The organism is Aquimarina mytili (assembly GCF_016735115.1).
Taxonomy (GTDB): Bacteria; Bacteroidota; Bacteroidia; order Flavobacteriales; family Flavobacteriaceae; genus Aquimarina; species Aquimarina mytili.
The window spans coordinates 226406-241263 of the sequence record NZ_JAERQJ010000004.1 but is presented as its reverse complement, the minus strand read 5'-3'; the positions used below and the strand labels follow the sequence as shown (position 1 = coordinate 241263).

Genomic DNA, 14858 nt, shown 5'->3' with positions numbered 1-14858 from the left:
GCTCAAAAACTAAATAACTCAATAACAATTTTTAAATTTGCCAAAAATTAAAAAAATGCTAATTATTGGTATCGCTGGTGGAACTGGTTGCGGAAAAACCACTGTTGTTAATCAGATTGTTAATGAATTACCCAAAAATGAGGTATGCGTTATATCTCAGGATTCATATTACAAAGACACTAGTCATCTCACCTATGATGAGAGGGTGAAAATAAATTTTGATCATCCACAGTCCATTGATTTCGAATTGCTTGGCGAACACCTTTCTGCTTTAAGAAAGGGAGAAACAATAGAACAACCTGTATACTCTTTTGTTGAGCATAATCGTACAGCTGAAACGATACGTACCAAACCAAGAAAAGTAATGATTGTTGAAGGGATTCTTATTCTTACAAATCCAGAAATAAGAGACATGTTTGACATCAAAATTTATGTGCATACGGATAGCGATGAACGCCTAATAAGACGACTAAAACGAGATATTGCAGAACGTGGTCGTGATATGGACGAAGTTCTAGATCGTTATCAAAACACACTGAAACCCATGCACCAGCAATTTATTGACCCAACCAAAGAATTTGCTGATCTTATCATACCAAACAATCATTATAACAATGTAGCCGTTGATATTGTACGCACGATTATCAAAGAACGTTTGAATTAACTTTTTGTACCTTTACATCCAATATTAATCTTACTAAGATTGAAGCTTAAAAGTTATTTCCAAAAATTAAAACACAAACCGGCATTAATACCGATATTCGCCATATTGCTGAATAAATATGTGCTAATCGTACTGCTTTTTGTAGTATGGATGCTGTTTTTAGACACTAATTCCTGGTTAATTCATAAAGAGCTGGATCAAGAAATAAAAGAATTAAAAGACAATAAAGAATATTATATCAAAGAGATTGTGAAAGATCAAAAAGATATAAAGGTATTAAAAGACAGCAATGAACTCGAAAAATTTGCTCGAGAGGAATATTTTATGAAGCGAGATAATGAAGAAATTTATATTATCGAATACGAAGACAGTATACCCAAAAAATAATAAAAATGACTAAATCCTTATTTGATAGTTTTGATGAAGTTTCTGCTAAACAATGGAAACAAAAGATTCAATTTGATCTCAAAGGTGCAGACTATAATGAAGCATTAATTTTTAAATCTTTAGAAGGCATTGATGTAAAACCATTTTACCATCAAGAAGATCTTCTCAATATTGAAAACCCTGTCTCTCTACCAACATCATGGAAAAATTCGCTAAAGATTGATGTTACAGATCCTGAATCAGGAAACCAACTCGCACTGAAGGCTATAAAAAAGGGAGCAGAAAGTATTTATTTTGTCATTGAGGAAGAAAATATTGATCCAAAAAACCTTTTAATAGGGATTACAAAAAAAACACCTGTATTTTTTGACACTAAATTTCTATCTCTTTCTTATGTTCAAAAACTAGCAGAAGTTTCTAAAACTTCAAATCTAGACATACATGTTTTAACTGATATTATTGGAAATTTAGCAACAACAGGCAATTGGCACACTTCCTTTAAAGAAGATTTTGCTTCTCTAACCGAAATTATAGAACATAAACATTTAAAAAGTACTATAAGTATAGATATTGATCTATATCAAAATGCAGGTGCAACAATGGTTCAGCAGCTGGCTTATGCACTCTCGCATGCCAATGAATATTTAAATTATTTCAACTCAAAAAATATAAATCCGTTTAAAAACTCACAGATTCTATTCAAAGTAGCCGTTGGTGGAAATTACTTTTTTGAAATAGCAAAATTGCGAGCCCTTAGGTTATTATGGAGAAGTTTAGCTCAAGAGTATAAGGCCACAGAAGAATGTCACATCATTGCTTATCCATCTCATAGAAATAAAACTATTTTGGATTATAATGTAAATATGCTTAGAACTACAACAGAATGTATGAGTGCAATTTTAGGTGGTGCCAATACCGTCTATAACATCCCTTATGATGACATTTATAATCTTGAGAATGATTTTGGTACACGAATTTCTCTTAATCAGCTCTTGATTCTCAAAAACGAAAGTTATTTTGATATTGTAAAAAACCCAGCTTCTGGATCCTATTATATAGAAACATTAACAGATCAATTAGCAGAAAAAGCATTATCATTATTTAAAAACATTGAAGAAGGAGGAGGTTTTCTAAATCAATTAAAATCTGGTACTATCCAGAAAAAAATAAAAGAAAGCGCTGCCAAGGAACAAGAACTCTTCAATAATGAGCAAATCATACTCACAGGTACCAATAAGTATAAAAACTCTGAAGAAATCACACCTACATTTCAAAAACCAGTATTTACTCAAAAAAAAGTAAGAAAAACCCTACTCAATCCTGTTGTAAAAAGGAGATTAAGTGATTTAATAGAGAAAAAATTACAATAAAACGTTAATATTAGCTAACTTATTGTTAACTTGCAACACATTATATATAAATTTTAAGCCTATACATTAACATTACTAAATCTAAATCAATGCCCCTTAAGATTAGATCAGGAATTACTGTACTTTTAGTTTGGTTAGTTTTCTCTCAGATAAATTATGCACAATCATATAACTGTCTCAGCTTGGACAAGACAGGAATTATCAAAAAAGCATTTAATTCTTTTGAAAATGATCTATTCAATCATTATAAATTTGGTAATGATTCCATTAAAACGTATCGAACCTTTTTAGCAGAAATTGCAAGTTTATCTGTCGACCTTAGAAAACTCCCGTCCGACAACTCTATTCAACTAACCCGACAATTCAAAAAAATTGCAGATAATAAGAATTCATTATGGATTAAGCTAAGTGAGTACGAAAATCAAGAGGCTACAAAAAAATCGTATCCAACAACTGTGGGCAAAAAAAATGAAGAAGAGATCTTGATTTTCAACTATAGAGGAGGTTTTATACAATGTCTCAAAAACAATAGCACAAGTGAGGATTTTAAAGATATTGTTTCTGATCTTGAAGAAGATGGAAATGTAAGCACTTCATTAGTTTCTCAAAAAATATACTACTTACAAGATAAAGAACTTTGCGAAATAGAAATCAAGAAATTTATTGCATTTGATATCTACTATTCTATTTTAATGGTTATTGAAAAAGCATTTGGGTAAAATTTTAAAGAATTCTTACTAAAATAGTGAATTGAATATCTTTTTTTGAAGAAAAATCATTTCGAAAACCTTAATTTTATAGCCTTGTTAATTTATCATTTCGAAAAACGAGGTTTTAGGTAATGAATAGAAAAGATATACAGCATTTACAACTGCCAAAAAAAATAGTATCAGACCATAAACAGGAAGTATCAAACTTCACAACTTCAGAAGGGATTGATATAAAATCTTTATACAATTCTAATGATGTTACCAATCTTGATCATCTTAATTTTTCTGCCGGTGTTCCACCCTACCTTCGTGGACCGTACTCTACAATGTATGTTCGCAGACCATGGACTATTAGACAATATGCAGGATTTTCTACCGCAGAAGAAAGTAATGCTTTCTACCGTAGAAATTTAGCAGCAGGACAAAAAGGGCTTTCGGTAGCTTTTGACCTGGCCACGCATCGCGGATATGACAGCGATCATGAGCGCGTATTTGGTGATGTAGGTATGGCTGGAGTGGCAATTGATACCGTGGAGGACATGAAAGTGCTTTTTGATCAAATACCACTGGATAAAATGTCTGTTTCTATGACCATGAATGGTGCAGTATTACCCATCATGGCATTTTATATTGTAGCTGCAGAAGAACAGGGGGTCGAAAAAAACCTACTTTCCGGAACAATACAAAATGATATTTTAAAGGAGTTTATGGTGCGTAACACCTATATTTACCCTCCTACACCATCTATGCGTATCATTAGTGATATTTTTAAATATTGCTCTAAAAATATGCCAAAATTTAATCCAATCAGTATTTCGGGATATCATATGCAAGAAGCCGGTGCTACCTGTGATATAGAATTAGCATATACCTTGGCAGATGGTTTAGAATATATTAGAAAAGGTATTGATGCCGGATTAGATGTAGATTCATTTGCTCCTCGCCTATCTTTCTTTTGGGCAATTGGCATGAATCACTTTATGGAAATTGCTAAAATGCGTGCGGCTAGAATGCTTTGGGCCAAATTGATAAAACAATTTAATCCTAAAAATCCAAAATCATTAATGTTGCGCACACATTGCCAAACTAGTGGTTGGAGTCTTACCGCCCAAGATCCATTTAATAATGTTGCCCGCACGTGCATTGAAGCAAGTGCTGCAGCTTTTGGAGGCACACAGAGTTTGCATACAAATGCTCTGGATGAGGCTATAGCCTTACCAACAGATTTTTCAGCTAGAATTGCAAGAAATACACAAATTTATCTACAAGAAGAAACGCAGATTACGCGTACAGTTGATCCATGGGCAGGAAGCTACTATGTAGAATCTTTAACTAATGAAATCGCTAAAAAAGCATGGAAATTAATTGAGGAAGTTGAAGAATTAGGAGGAATGACAAAGGCTATAGAAGCTGGTATCCCAAAAATGCGCATAGAAGAAGCTGCAGCACGTAAACAAGCAAGAATTGACAGTGAACAAGATATAATTATTGGAGTTAACCAATTTAAATTAGAAGAGGAAGAAGCGATAAGCACTTTAAAAGTTGACAACCAAGCGGTTCGAAACCAACAAATTGAGGGTCTTAAGAAAGTAAAGGCATCCAGAGATGAAAAAGCTGTACTTGAAGCTTTAACCAATTTAACTAAAGCAGCGGCTAACAATAATCAAAATTTATTAGCTTTAGCAGTAGAAGCTGCTAGATTAAGAGCTACTCTAGGAGAAATCAGTGACGCACTAGAAAAAGAATTCGGAAGATATAAAGCAGAAATCAAATCATTTACGGGAGTGTACGCCAAAGAAATAAAAGATGACCAATCCTTCAACAAGGCACGCGAGTTAGCTAACCGATTTACGGAACTAGATGGTCGTAGACCAAGAATCATGATTGCTAAGATGGGGCAAGATGGCCATGATAGAGGTGCAAAAGTAGTCGCAACAAGTTATGCCGATGTAGGTTTTGATGTGGATATAGGACCACTATTTCAAACCCCAAAAGAAGCAGCCAAACAAGCTGTAGAAAATGACGTTCATATTGTAGGGGTATCTTCTCTGGCAGGTGGACATAAAACTTTGGTTCCTCAAATTGTTTCAGAATTAAAAAAATATGGTAGAGAAGATATTATGATTATCGTTGGAGGCGTAATTCCTCCTGATGACTATGATCATCTTTTTGAATCTGGTGCTGTAGCTATTTTTGGTCCCGGTACAAAAATAAGTGATGCGGCTATCACTATTTTGGAGATTCTAATCTCAACATTTGAGTAAAAAAGTTCAAAAAAATACTATGCGTGCATAGTATTTGAAGTATAAATCGTAACTTTCACCAAACTGATAATAATACACATATGAGCCATACAGAAAAAATGCTTCGTGATGGAGCACTAAAAGGAAAAAATATAGTAGTTACCGGTGGTGGTAGCGGGTTAGGGAAATCGATGACAAAATATTTTCTTGAACTTGGCGCCAAAGTAGCTATAACATCTCGTAATTTAGAGAAACTACAAAATACAGCCAAAGAGCTTGAGGAAGAAACAGGAGGAACATGTTTACCACTGCAATGTGATGTTCGTCATTATGATCAGGTTGAAGCCATGAGAGATCAAGTGATTGAAACATTTGGAACAGTCGATGTATTATTGAATAATGCCGCTGGTAATTTCATATCCCCAACAGAACGTTTATCGGCTAACGCCTTTGACACCATTATTGATATTGTACTTAAAGGAACTAAAAACTGTACTTTAGCCTTTGGAAAGCATTGGATAGATACAAAATATAAAAGTACAACCGTATTAAATATTGTAACAACATATGCATGGACCGGATCTGCTTATGTAGTACCAAGTGCTACAGCAAAAGCTGGTGTACTTGCCTTAACACGATCTTTGGCTGTAGAATGGGCAAAGTATGGAATGCGTTTTAATGCTATAGCACCAGGTCCTTTCCCAACTAAAGGAGCATGGGATAGATTAATGCCAGGAGATCTAAAAGAAAAGCTTGACATTACTAAACAAGTACCTCTGGGCCGTGTTGGTAATCATCAAGAGCTAGCTAATTTAGCAGCATACTTAGTTTCTGATTTTTCGGCCTATGTTAATGGAGAAGTAGTGACTATAGATGGTGGAGAATGGTTAAAAGGTGCCGGAGAGTTTAATATGCTGGAGCAAGTTCCTGAAGAAATGTGGGATATGCTAGAAGCTTCTATCAGATCAAAAAACACTAAATAAGTAGTTATCAACAGTACAACAAGTTTATTAGACCATCCCTAAAAGCGGATGGTCTTTTTTATTAACCACTGTTAACATTTTTCATTTTTATAATATATAATAAATTGTATTTTTACCTCTTAAATCCAAATCTCCCCACATGGGTAAAATAATAGCGATTGCCAATCAAAAAGGTGGTGTAGGTAAAACCACTACCTCTGTAAATTTAGCAGCTTCTCTAGGTGTTTTAGAGAAAAAAGTATTACTAATCGATGCCGATCCACAGGCTAATGCCACTTCTGGATTAGGACTGGATGTAGAAAGTATTGAAAAAGGCACCTATCAGATCTTAGAACATACAGTGCGGCCTGAAGATGCAATATTAGAAACTAGTTCACCCAATGTGCATATTATACCTGCGCATATTGATCTTGTAGCTATTGAGATAGAGCTTGTTGATAAAGATCAACGAGAATATATGATGAAAAAAGCCATAGAAAAGCTTAAATCAGAATATGATTTTATTCTTATTGATTGTGCTCCTTCTCTTGGGTTACTAACACTAAATGCATTAACAGCTGCAGATTCTGTTATGATACCTATACAATGTGAATATTTTGCCCTAGAAGGTTTAGGTAAACTTTTAAACACTATAAAAAGTGTACAAAAGGTACATAACAAGAGTTTAGATATTGAAGGGTTGCTACTCACGATGTATGACTCTAGATTAAGATTATCAAATCAAGTTGTAGAAGAGGTTCAAAAACACTTTAGTGAAATGGTGTTTAAAACAATCATTCAGAGAAATATACGTTTAAGTGAAGCACCTAGTTATGGTGAAAGTATTATTAATTATGACGCTGCTAGTAAAGGAGCCAGCAATTATTTAAGTTTAGCACACGAAATTATTAAAAAAAATAGTTAAGGATTCATGGCGAAGGCAACAAAAAAACAGGCATTAGGTAGAGGATTATCTGCATTACTCAAAGATCCAGAAAACGATATAAAATCGGTAGAAGATAAAAATGCAGATAAAGTAGTTGGTAATATTATTGAGTTAGAATTAGATAGTATAGATGTCAACCCTTTTCAGCCTAGAACTAGTTTTAATGATGAAACATTAAGAGAACTTGCAACTTCTATAAAAGAAGTGGGCGTTATACAACCTATTACAGTTCGTAAACTTGATTTCAACAATTATCAATTAGTAAGTGGTGAACGCCGTTTTCGTGCTTCAAAATTAGCAGGGTTAAAGACCATACCGGCGTATATTCGTATTGCAAACGATAACGAGTCGTTAACCATGGCTTTGGTTGAAAACATACAACGACAGGATTTAGACCCTATCGAGATTGCATTATCATACCAACGTCTAATTGACGAAATCAGTCTAACACAAGAACAATTAAGTGATAGAGTTGGAAAAAAGAGGTCTACAATAGCTAATTATCTTAGATTATTAAAATTAGATCCTATTGTACAAACCGGCATGCGGGATGGTTTTATATCAATGGGTCATGGTCGCGCTTTAATTAATATCGACGACCAACAGCAACAACTTGATATTTATGAAAAAATCATTGGTAAATCGTTATCTGTTCGTGATACCGAAAAACTAGTTAGATCTATAAATAATCCAACGGCAAGTCCTGTCGAAAATAAAACCACTCCTCAATTACCAAAACATATTTCGAAAGGAATTAAAGAATTTTCTGAATATTTTGGTGCAAAAATTGATATAAAAGTTTCAGGTAAAGGAAGTGGTAAATTAATAATACCTTTTTCTTCAGAAGAAGATTTTAAACGCCTAAAGAAACTTATCAATAGTGAAGATTAAATGCTATTATATTATTTTTTTTATACTTTTTAGTGTACAAAATGTTCTTTCTCAAGAGAATGAAGAATTAAAGGTTACCACCGAAGAAGTTGCTGTAAAAAAGAAAAAAAGAGAGAAGAAGATCCCTCCTTACGAACCCCTAGCTCCAGCTAGAGCAGCATTTTATTCTGCAGTTCTTCCTGGCCTTGGACAAGCTTATCAAAAAAAATACTGGAAAGTTCCGATAGTATACGCGGCCTTAGGTACAGGAGTATATTTCTATATCCAAAATAATGATAATTATAATCGTGTACGAGATATATTCAAACGTAGGTTAGCAGGTTTTACTGATGATGAATTTCCCAACATCACTAATGATCAACTTATATCATTGCAAGAACGTTATCGTCGAGATCAAGAATTATCATTACTGGTTACAGTAGGAATTTATCTTTTAAATATTGTTGATGCCAATGTTACGGCTCATTTACAACAATATAATGTCACCGAAGATCTTTCCTTTAAACCAAAAGTAAATTTTAACGAATTTGATGCCGGACTTAATTATGGTGTATCACTCAATTATAGTTTTTAAGCATTTAGCACACAAATCACCTAATAACAATATACACTAGCAACTACAATATGAAAATCGCACTTCTTGGATATGGTAAAATGGGTAAAACCATTGAAAAAATTGCAGTACAAAGAGGCCATATCATCGCATTAAAAGTAGATAAAGATGATACTACATATGATCTATCCGATATCGATGTTGCAATTGACTTCAGTATTCCTTCTGCAGCCGTTAACAACATCACAAATTGCTTTAATGCCAGAGTACCTGTGGTATCTGGTACAACTGGGTGGTTGGAGTATTATGAAATGATCGTTAATCTTTGCAAAGAGAAAAAGGGTAGCTTTATTTATGCTTCTAATTATAGCTTAGGAGTAAACCTCTTTTTTGAACTCAATAAGAAGTTAGCAAAAATGATGGCCCCTTTAGATGGGTATACGATTGCAATGGAAGAAATACATCATACTGAAAAGCTTGATGCGCCAAGTGGAACAGCCATTACTTTAGCCGAAGGAATTATAGAAAATACGGATAAAAAAAACTGGAAACTTGAACAAGGTGATCAAAATACTATTCCTATATCAGCAAAAAGAATTGATAAAGTACCCGGCACCCACACCGTACTGTATTCTTCTGAGGTAGATGATATAGAAATTAAGCATACGGCTCATAACCGAAATGGGTTTGCCCTAGGTGCTGTGGTAGCAGCTGAATGGCTTTCCGACAAAACAGGAGTTTTTGGAATGAAAGACGTTTTAGGACTATAAAAAATGTAACACTTTGTACATTAGAAGTACTTATACTTAAAAATATTAGAGATGATACTAACAGAATGGTTTATTTTTTTCCTGATACTACAGGTAATTCATTTTCTAGGAACCTGGAAATTATATACTAAAGCAGGTAGAAAAGCTTGGGAAGCTCTAGTACCTGTATATAATACGGTTGTACTAATGAAAATTATAAACCGCCCATGGTGGTGGGTCATATTATTGTTTATTCCGGTAATCAACGTAATAATGCTACCAGTAATTTGGGTAGAAACGATTAGAAGTTTTGGTAAAAATTCTACCACCGATACTATTCTCGTAGTAGTAACTCTCGGTTTTTACATTTTCCATGTTAATTATATGTTGGATGTTAACTATATCCAAGACCGTAGCCTAAAACCAACAACTGCAACTGGAGAATGGATCAGCTCTATCTTATTTGCAGTAGTCGCTGCTACCATAGTGCATACTTATTTTATGCAACCCTATACCATTCCAACCGGATCACTTGAGAGAACACTACTCGTAGGAGATTTTCTATTCGTGAGTAAATTTCATTATGGGGCTCGTACTCCCATGACTGCTGTATCGTTTCCTATGGTGCATGATACCATTCCGGTAGTGAGAACAAAATCATATACCAGTTCACCACAATATCCATATTTTAGATTACCTGGTTTTCAAGATATTAAACGTAATGATATTGTAGTATTTAGCTGGCCCATAGATACTGTACGCTTTTTTAGAGATCGATCCAAAAAGAGTTTTTATAAACCAATCGATAAAAAATCGAATTATGTAAAGCGTTGTGTAGGCGTACCTGGCGATTCGCTATCTGTTGTTGATGGATATGTGCACATTAACGGTGAAAAGAATCAGCTACCCGATCGTGCTCAATTACAGTTTAGACACACTGGAACTACAAAAGGTAGTAGCTTTAACATGCAAAACCTCTATAATCGTTATAAAATCAAGTCCAATGAATTTGGGTATAACGAACAATTTTTTGAAGCACAATGCATTACAGAGGATGCCGCCACTAAATTTAAAAACCATCCCAATGTAGCAGATATCCAAAGAGTGATAGCTCCAAAAGGCCAAAAAGATCCTGGCATTTTCCCCAACAATGGGAAAGTGAACTGGAATTCTGATAACTTTGGACCGATTTATATCCCAGAAGCAGGTAAGACGGTGAAAATGGATCTTAAAAGTTTTTCTTTGTATAGAAGGATTATTGAAGTATATGAAGGCTCAGAACTAGGTATTGGCAATAAACTTTCTGTGAACGGAACTCAAATATTACTGAATGGAACTCCTATAGATACATACACGTTTAAACAAGATTATTATTGGATGATGGGAGATAATCGCCATAATAGTGAAGATAGTCGTGTATGGGGATATGTACCTGCCAACCATATTGTTGGTAAACCTGTGTTTATATGGTTTAGTTGGGACACCAATGCAAAAGGACTGTTTAATAAGATACGATGGGAAAGAATGTTTACGACCGTTGGAGGTAGTGGCGAGCCTATTTCTTATTTTAAATATTTTTTAATTGTACTCTTTGGATGGGTCATTTATAACCAATACAGAAAGAGAAAAAAAGGAGCGTAACATCAAAAATAAAAATTGAAAACTACCCTACTCCATCCGATGTATTTTGGGTCTATAACTCAATATGCGGCTATAGCACAATCAGATGCGATTGTTTTTGAAAACGAAGATAATTATCAAAAACAAACGTATCGTAATCGCACATATATCTATGGTGCTAATGGAAAGCTTCTATTAACTATCCCGATCAAACATACCGGAAAACAAGGAAGACAGCTTTATAAAGATGTAAGAATCGAGAATGATTTCGAGTGGCAAACATTACATTGGAAATCATTAGAAACAGCATACAGGACCTCACCTTTCTTTGAGTATTACGAGGATGAGTTTATTTTTTTATTCAATAAAAAGAAAGAATTTCTGTTAGATTTTAATTATGAATGCATGCAAGCTGTTTTTGATTGCCTTCAGCTAGAGTCTGGTTTTACCAAAACAAAAGAATACATCAAGACTCCTAAAGAGATTATTGACAAAAGAGAATTGGTTAATGCTAAAAAAGAAAAACCCTACAATTTAGAATCTTATATTCAAGTTTTTACAGAAAAACAGGGTTTTATTCCTAATCTCTCTATTTTGGATCTATTATTTAATGAAGGCACTAATGCGCTAACTTATCTCGAGAATCAAACTATTTTTTAATGTCTCGCCCCTTACTACACTACGGATTGCATTTCATTTTTCCTCTCTTATTCTTGTTGCTTTTTTACCCAAAACAATGGAAAAAAGTATACTTCATCTTTCTTACGACTATGCTAATTGATCTAGATCATCTTGTTGCCAATCCTATTTTTGATCCAAATCGATGTAGTATTGGATTTCATCCTTTACACAGTTATTATGCTATTTTGGTGTATATATCAATGCTATTTTTCTCGAAGACACGCATTATAGGTTTAGCGTTATTATGGCATATTATTACCGATCAGCTAGACTGCTGGATGATGTAAATTTTAGCCATAATAATCCTTTTTGTAAAATATTTTTTACATTTAGTACAAAACAACCAGTATTAACTTCTTTTTAAATTTGATTTGATTATGATGAGATTTTTATTTTTAGTCTTACTTTTATCTATATGCTCATGTAAAAAACAAACACAGAAACCCGAGCAAATAACCGAGCAAAAGGCAATTATTGCAGCCCCTATACAAAAGTATGATCCTATACCCATGGATTCAAAAATTGCACATAAGCTTTCTAAAAAAGAGATTTCTTCAATTTTTACAAGACGAAATCAAAATCGGCTAGGTATCTCTAATGATCTCTATCAAGCATATTCCTATAAGGATAAATCTGGAGAATACTATCTTTTATTAACGGATCATATGCAAGGAATCAATGAAGAAAAGGACACTTTATATGATAACATCTATGCATTAAATGTAACGAACAAAAACAATCAATTAAAAAAGAGATACACAGTTACTGGTGAAATAGATGATGATTGGGAAACTTCTATTGGTTTTTGGAATCAGTATTCAGAAATATCAGATCTTAATAATGATGGTCTGGTAAACCTAGTATTAACGTATGGCACTACAGGTCAGGATATGTACAAAGACGGTAGAGTTAAAATCTTAATATATCATAACAAAAAAAGAGTCTCAATTAAACATCAAAATAGTGATATCATTGGTGGTAGGTTTACTAAAATCAATAAGAAATTTTATTTATTACCTGCAGCAATACAAGATGCTGTAAAAGAAAAAATGAAACTTATGGTAAAAAATGGGCATGCGATTTTTCCTAAAGATTGGGAAAAACAAATGGCCAAAGAATCTGATCGTTTAGAAGAGTAGTAAAGATGAGTAGTAAAGATGAGTAATAAATTTTTAGTCTTAGATTTTTAGTCTTGAGAATATAGCGTAATGATCAGAGAATCTTTTATAAAAGGTTTTAAATTCTAAAACCTCAAAAGCCTCTGCTACCAAAATAAAGTCTATTCTCACAGGAAAAAGATCAAACTCAAAAGTTTTACCAAACCCCCGACCCGCTTCTTTAAAAGTATCTATTAACCCTTCAGACCGTACTTTATTATACACATAAGAGTAGGCTGTATTATTAAAATCACCCATTACTATATTTTTGTGAGGTGATTTTTTGATATGCTCAATTAGTATTTCTATTTGCTCTTGTTGCTTTTCAAAAGAAACCTGAATTCTATTCAAAAGTTTTTGAGAGTCTGTTTTAGCTAACCGTTCTGTATTAGAACTTATTTTATGAGATTGAAGGTGTACATTATATACCCGTAATGTATCCTCTTTTATCACTATATCAGCAAAAATGATATTATTGGCAGTTTTTTTAAACTGTAAAGATCCCTTATTAATTATCGGAAATTTTGAAAATATAACCAATGCTAATTCTCCATTATCATTGTTAAAGTTCTCATACTTATACGGGTAATGACTAAAATTGGTGTCTGGGTTATTATAATACTCTTGTGCACAAAATATATCAGGTTGTTGTTCTCGTATTAATTTAGAAATATCTTGTGGTATCGATTTAGAGTCAATCCACTCAAATCGATTAAAACTGCGAACATTAAAACTTAATAAAGAAAGGCTGTTATCATCAATTTCCTCAGATGTTTTACCTTTTAGTTTATATAATGAAGAAACATGTGATATTCCTAAAATGAGTATCACCAAAGAAAGGATTAGCTTTTTATTTAGTTGAACTGCCCAGAATACTAAAAACAAGATGTTTATTACTATTAAAATAGGTACTGCTAAACTTAATACCGATAATAACGGAAACATTTTTGGAGACACATAAGGCAATAGATAAGAAAGCAGTAAAGCAAAAGCTGCTAAAGAATTAATAACAAAAATAATCTTGTTGATCAAAGCCCCCATACCTGTAACTCTCCTATTCTTTACCTGCTTTAAACAAAAAATCCTTTTCTTCTTTGGTTAAGCTATCATATCCACTTTTACTTATTTTATCCAAAATAGCATCTATTCTTGCTTGATTCGGATTTTTATTTTTAGCTGAAGATGGCTTGGCCTTCTTAGGAGTCTTTTTATATGTTTTAGATTTATGTACCGTTTTTAATGGGCTTTTTTTCTTTCCAGGTTTAAATAAACGTATCAAGCTATCCATAATTTTTTCAAACCAGGCTCCAATATCATTTCCTTTTTTAAGCTGAACGGCGTATAAATATCCAAATAGAGCACCTCCTAAATGGGCTATATGTCCTCCTGCATTACCAGCAGGGATCTGCACTATATCTAATATCACAAAAAAAGCAGCTATCCACCAAAACTTAATACTACCTAAAAACATTAATCTAACTGTCATGTAGGGAATATAAGTAGCTACTGCAATTAATATTGCCATTACCGATGCAGAAGCGCCAACAAGAGGAATATTTCCAGTACCAGAAAAAGCTGGAAAGAAATTATACGAAATCATATAAAGAAAAGCTCCAAAAATAGCACCTAAAAAATATACAGTAAGTACTCTTTTACCAGACAAATAGGTAACAAAATACCTTCCTGAAAAATATAATATAATCATATTAGAAGCTATATGCCATATACCTGCATGTAAAAAAGCATAAGTAATAACTGACCAAGGTTTTGTTAAATAACTATCAAACTGTTTAGGAAAAGTAAACCAATCCATTAATTCAATATTTGAATTAAAAAGAAAACCAAAAGTTTTGAAGACATGAAATAGTATAAATACTAAAACATTAGCAACTATCAGTTTCTCAACAACTGAAATAGTTTTAAAT

16 protein-coding genes are annotated in these 14858 nt (G+C 33.2%); 14 read left to right on the top strand and 2 right to left on the bottom strand.

Annotated features, from left to right (window positions below; genetic code table 11):
* Nucleotides 1-55: 55 nt before the first annotated feature.
* The 14 genes from udk to JJQ60_RS12210 all read left to right on the top strand — a co-directional run bounded on the left by udk (nucleotide 56) and on the right by JJQ60_RS12210 (nucleotide 12915).
* On the top strand, nucleotides 56-664 hold the full coding sequence (udk, locus tag JJQ60_RS12275) for a uridine kinase (protein ID WP_201920208.1): 609 nt from the start codon (nucleotides 56-58) through the stop codon (nucleotides 662-664).
* A 39-nt stretch (nucleotides 665-703) separates the two neighbouring features.
* Complete coding sequence (locus JJQ60_RS12270) at nucleotides 704-1051, top strand: FtsB family cell division protein (protein ID WP_394369542.1); 348 nt, start codon at nucleotides 704-706, stop codon at nucleotides 1049-1051.
* Between the two features lie 5 nt (nucleotides 1052-1056).
* Nucleotides 1057-2421, top strand: a complete 1365-nt coding sequence (locus JJQ60_RS12265) for a methylmalonyl-CoA mutase subunit beta (protein WP_201920205.1) — start codon at nucleotides 1057-1059, stop codon at nucleotides 2419-2421.
* 89 nt (nucleotides 2422-2510) lie between these two features.
* On the top strand, nucleotides 2511-3140 hold the full coding sequence (locus tag JJQ60_RS12260) for a hypothetical protein (RefSeq protein ID WP_201920202.1): 630 nt from the start codon (nucleotides 2511-2513) through the stop codon (nucleotides 3138-3140).
* Nucleotides 3141-3262: 122 nt separating this feature from the next.
* Nucleotides 3263-5395 (top strand): methylmalonyl-CoA mutase, encoded by a 2133-nt coding sequence (scpA, locus tag JJQ60_RS12255; RefSeq protein ID WP_201920199.1) that lies wholly within the window; start codon nucleotides 3263-3265, stop codon nucleotides 5393-5395.
* Nucleotides 5396-5475: 80 nt separating this feature from the next.
* On the top strand, nucleotides 5476-6357 hold the full coding sequence (locus tag JJQ60_RS12250) for an SDR family oxidoreductase (protein ID WP_201920196.1): 882 nt from the start codon (nucleotides 5476-5478) through the stop codon (nucleotides 6355-6357).
* Nucleotides 6358-6496: 139 nt separating this feature from the next.
* The gene (locus JJQ60_RS12245) at nucleotides 6497-7261 is read left to right on the top strand and encodes a ParA family protein (protein WP_201920193.1); all 765 of its coding nucleotides are present in this window, start codon (nucleotides 6497-6499) and stop codon (nucleotides 7259-7261) included.
* A gap of 6 nt (nucleotides 7262-7267) precedes the next feature.
* A complete protein-coding gene (locus JJQ60_RS12240) occupies nucleotides 7268-8173 on the top strand; it encodes a ParB/RepB/Spo0J family partition protein (RefSeq protein ID WP_201920190.1) in 906 nt (301 codons plus the stop codon).
* Entirely contained in the window at nucleotides 8163-8747 is a 585-nt protein-coding gene (locus JJQ60_RS12235; protein ID WP_317194009.1) for a DUF5683 domain-containing protein, read from the top strand. The genes JJQ60_RS12240 and JJQ60_RS12235 overlap by 11 nt, the downstream gene beginning before the upstream one ends.
* A gap of 50 nt (nucleotides 8748-8797) precedes the next feature.
* Nucleotides 8798-9496, top strand: coding sequence for a 4-hydroxy-tetrahydrodipicolinate reductase (gene dapB, locus JJQ60_RS12230; RefSeq protein WP_201920186.1), 699 nt, complete (start codon nucleotides 8798-8800; stop codon nucleotides 9494-9496).
* Between the two features lie 51 nt (nucleotides 9497-9547).
* Nucleotides 9548-11116 carry a signal peptidase I gene (gene lepB, locus JJQ60_RS12225; RefSeq protein ID WP_201920183.1) on the top strand — a complete coding sequence of 523 codons (1569 nt, stop codon included), beginning with the start codon at nucleotides 9548-9550 and terminating at the stop codon, nucleotides 11114-11116.
* A 15-nt stretch (nucleotides 11117-11131) separates the two neighbouring features.
* Complete coding sequence (locus JJQ60_RS12220; RefSeq protein ID WP_201920180.1) at nucleotides 11132-11755, top strand: WbqC family protein; 624 nt, start codon at nucleotides 11132-11134, stop codon at nucleotides 11753-11755.
* Complete coding sequence (locus JJQ60_RS12215) at nucleotides 11755-12063, top strand: DUF6122 family protein (protein ID WP_201920177.1); 309 nt, start codon at nucleotides 11755-11757, stop codon at nucleotides 12061-12063. The genes JJQ60_RS12220 and JJQ60_RS12215 overlap by 1 nt, the downstream gene beginning before the upstream one ends.
* A gap of 90 nt (nucleotides 12064-12153) precedes the next feature.
* A complete protein-coding gene (locus JJQ60_RS12210) occupies nucleotides 12154-12915 on the top strand; it encodes a M949_RS01915 family surface polysaccharide biosynthesis protein (RefSeq protein WP_201920175.1) in 762 nt (253 codons plus the stop codon).
* A gap of 39 nt (nucleotides 12916-12954) precedes the next feature.
* Here the strand turns inward: JJQ60_RS12210 and JJQ60_RS12205 are convergent, their stop codons facing one another.
* Both JJQ60_RS12205 and JJQ60_RS12200 read right to left on the bottom strand, forming a co-directional pair.
* Nucleotides 12955-13965, bottom strand: coding sequence for an endonuclease/exonuclease/phosphatase family protein (locus tag JJQ60_RS12205; protein ID WP_201920172.1), 1011 nt, complete (start codon nucleotides 13963-13965; stop codon nucleotides 12955-12957).
* A gap of 22 nt (nucleotides 13966-13987) precedes the next feature.
* Nucleotides 13988-14746: a rhomboid family intramembrane serine protease gene (locus JJQ60_RS12200; protein WP_317194008.1), complete on the bottom strand. Its 759-nt coding sequence runs from the start codon at nucleotides 14744-14746 to the stop codon at nucleotides 13988-13990.
* Between the last annotated feature and the right edge of the window lie 112 nt (nucleotides 14747-14858).

Bases quoted from the DNA above. Each gene is read 5' to 3' on its own strand.
- udk (WP_201920208.1), top strand. From the start codon at position 56: ATGCTAATTATTGGTATCGCTGGTGGAACTGGTTGCGGAAAAACCACT.
- JJQ60_RS12265 (WP_201920205.1), top strand. From the start codon at position 1,057: ATGACTAAATCCTTATTTGATAGTTTTGATGAAGTTTCTGCTAAACAA.
- JJQ60_RS12260 (WP_201920202.1), top strand. From the start codon at position 2,511: ATGCCCCTTAAGATTAGATCAGGAATTACTGTACTTTTAGTTTGGTTA.
- scpA (WP_201920199.1), top strand. From the start codon at position 3,263: ATGAATAGAAAAGATATACAGCATTTACAACTGCCAAAAAAAATAGTA.
- JJQ60_RS12250 (WP_201920196.1), top strand. From the start codon at position 5,476: ATGAGCCATACAGAAAAAATGCTTCGTGATGGAGCACTAAAAGGAAAA.
- JJQ60_RS12245 (WP_201920193.1), top strand. From the start codon at position 6,497: ATGGGTAAAATAATAGCGATTGCCAATCAAAAAGGTGGTGTAGGTAAA.
- JJQ60_RS12240 (WP_201920190.1), top strand. From the start codon at position 7,268: ATGGCGAAGGCAACAAAAAAACAGGCATTAGGTAGAGGATTATCTGCA.
- dapB (WP_201920186.1), top strand. From the start codon at position 8,798: ATGAAAATCGCACTTCTTGGATATGGTAAAATGGGTAAAACCATTGAA.
- lepB (WP_201920183.1), top strand. From the start codon at position 9,548: ATGATACTAACAGAATGGTTTATTTTTTTCCTGATACTACAGGTAATT.
- JJQ60_RS12215 (WP_201920177.1), top strand. From the start codon at position 11,755: ATGTCTCGCCCCTTACTACACTACGGATTGCATTTCATTTTTCCTCTC.
- JJQ60_RS12210 (WP_201920175.1), top strand. From the start codon at position 12,154: ATGATGAGATTTTTATTTTTAGTCTTACTTTTATCTATATGCTCATGT.
- JJQ60_RS12200 (WP_317194008.1), bottom strand. From the start codon at position 14,746: ATGGATTGGTTTACTTTTCCTAAACAGTTTGATAGTTATTTAACAAAA.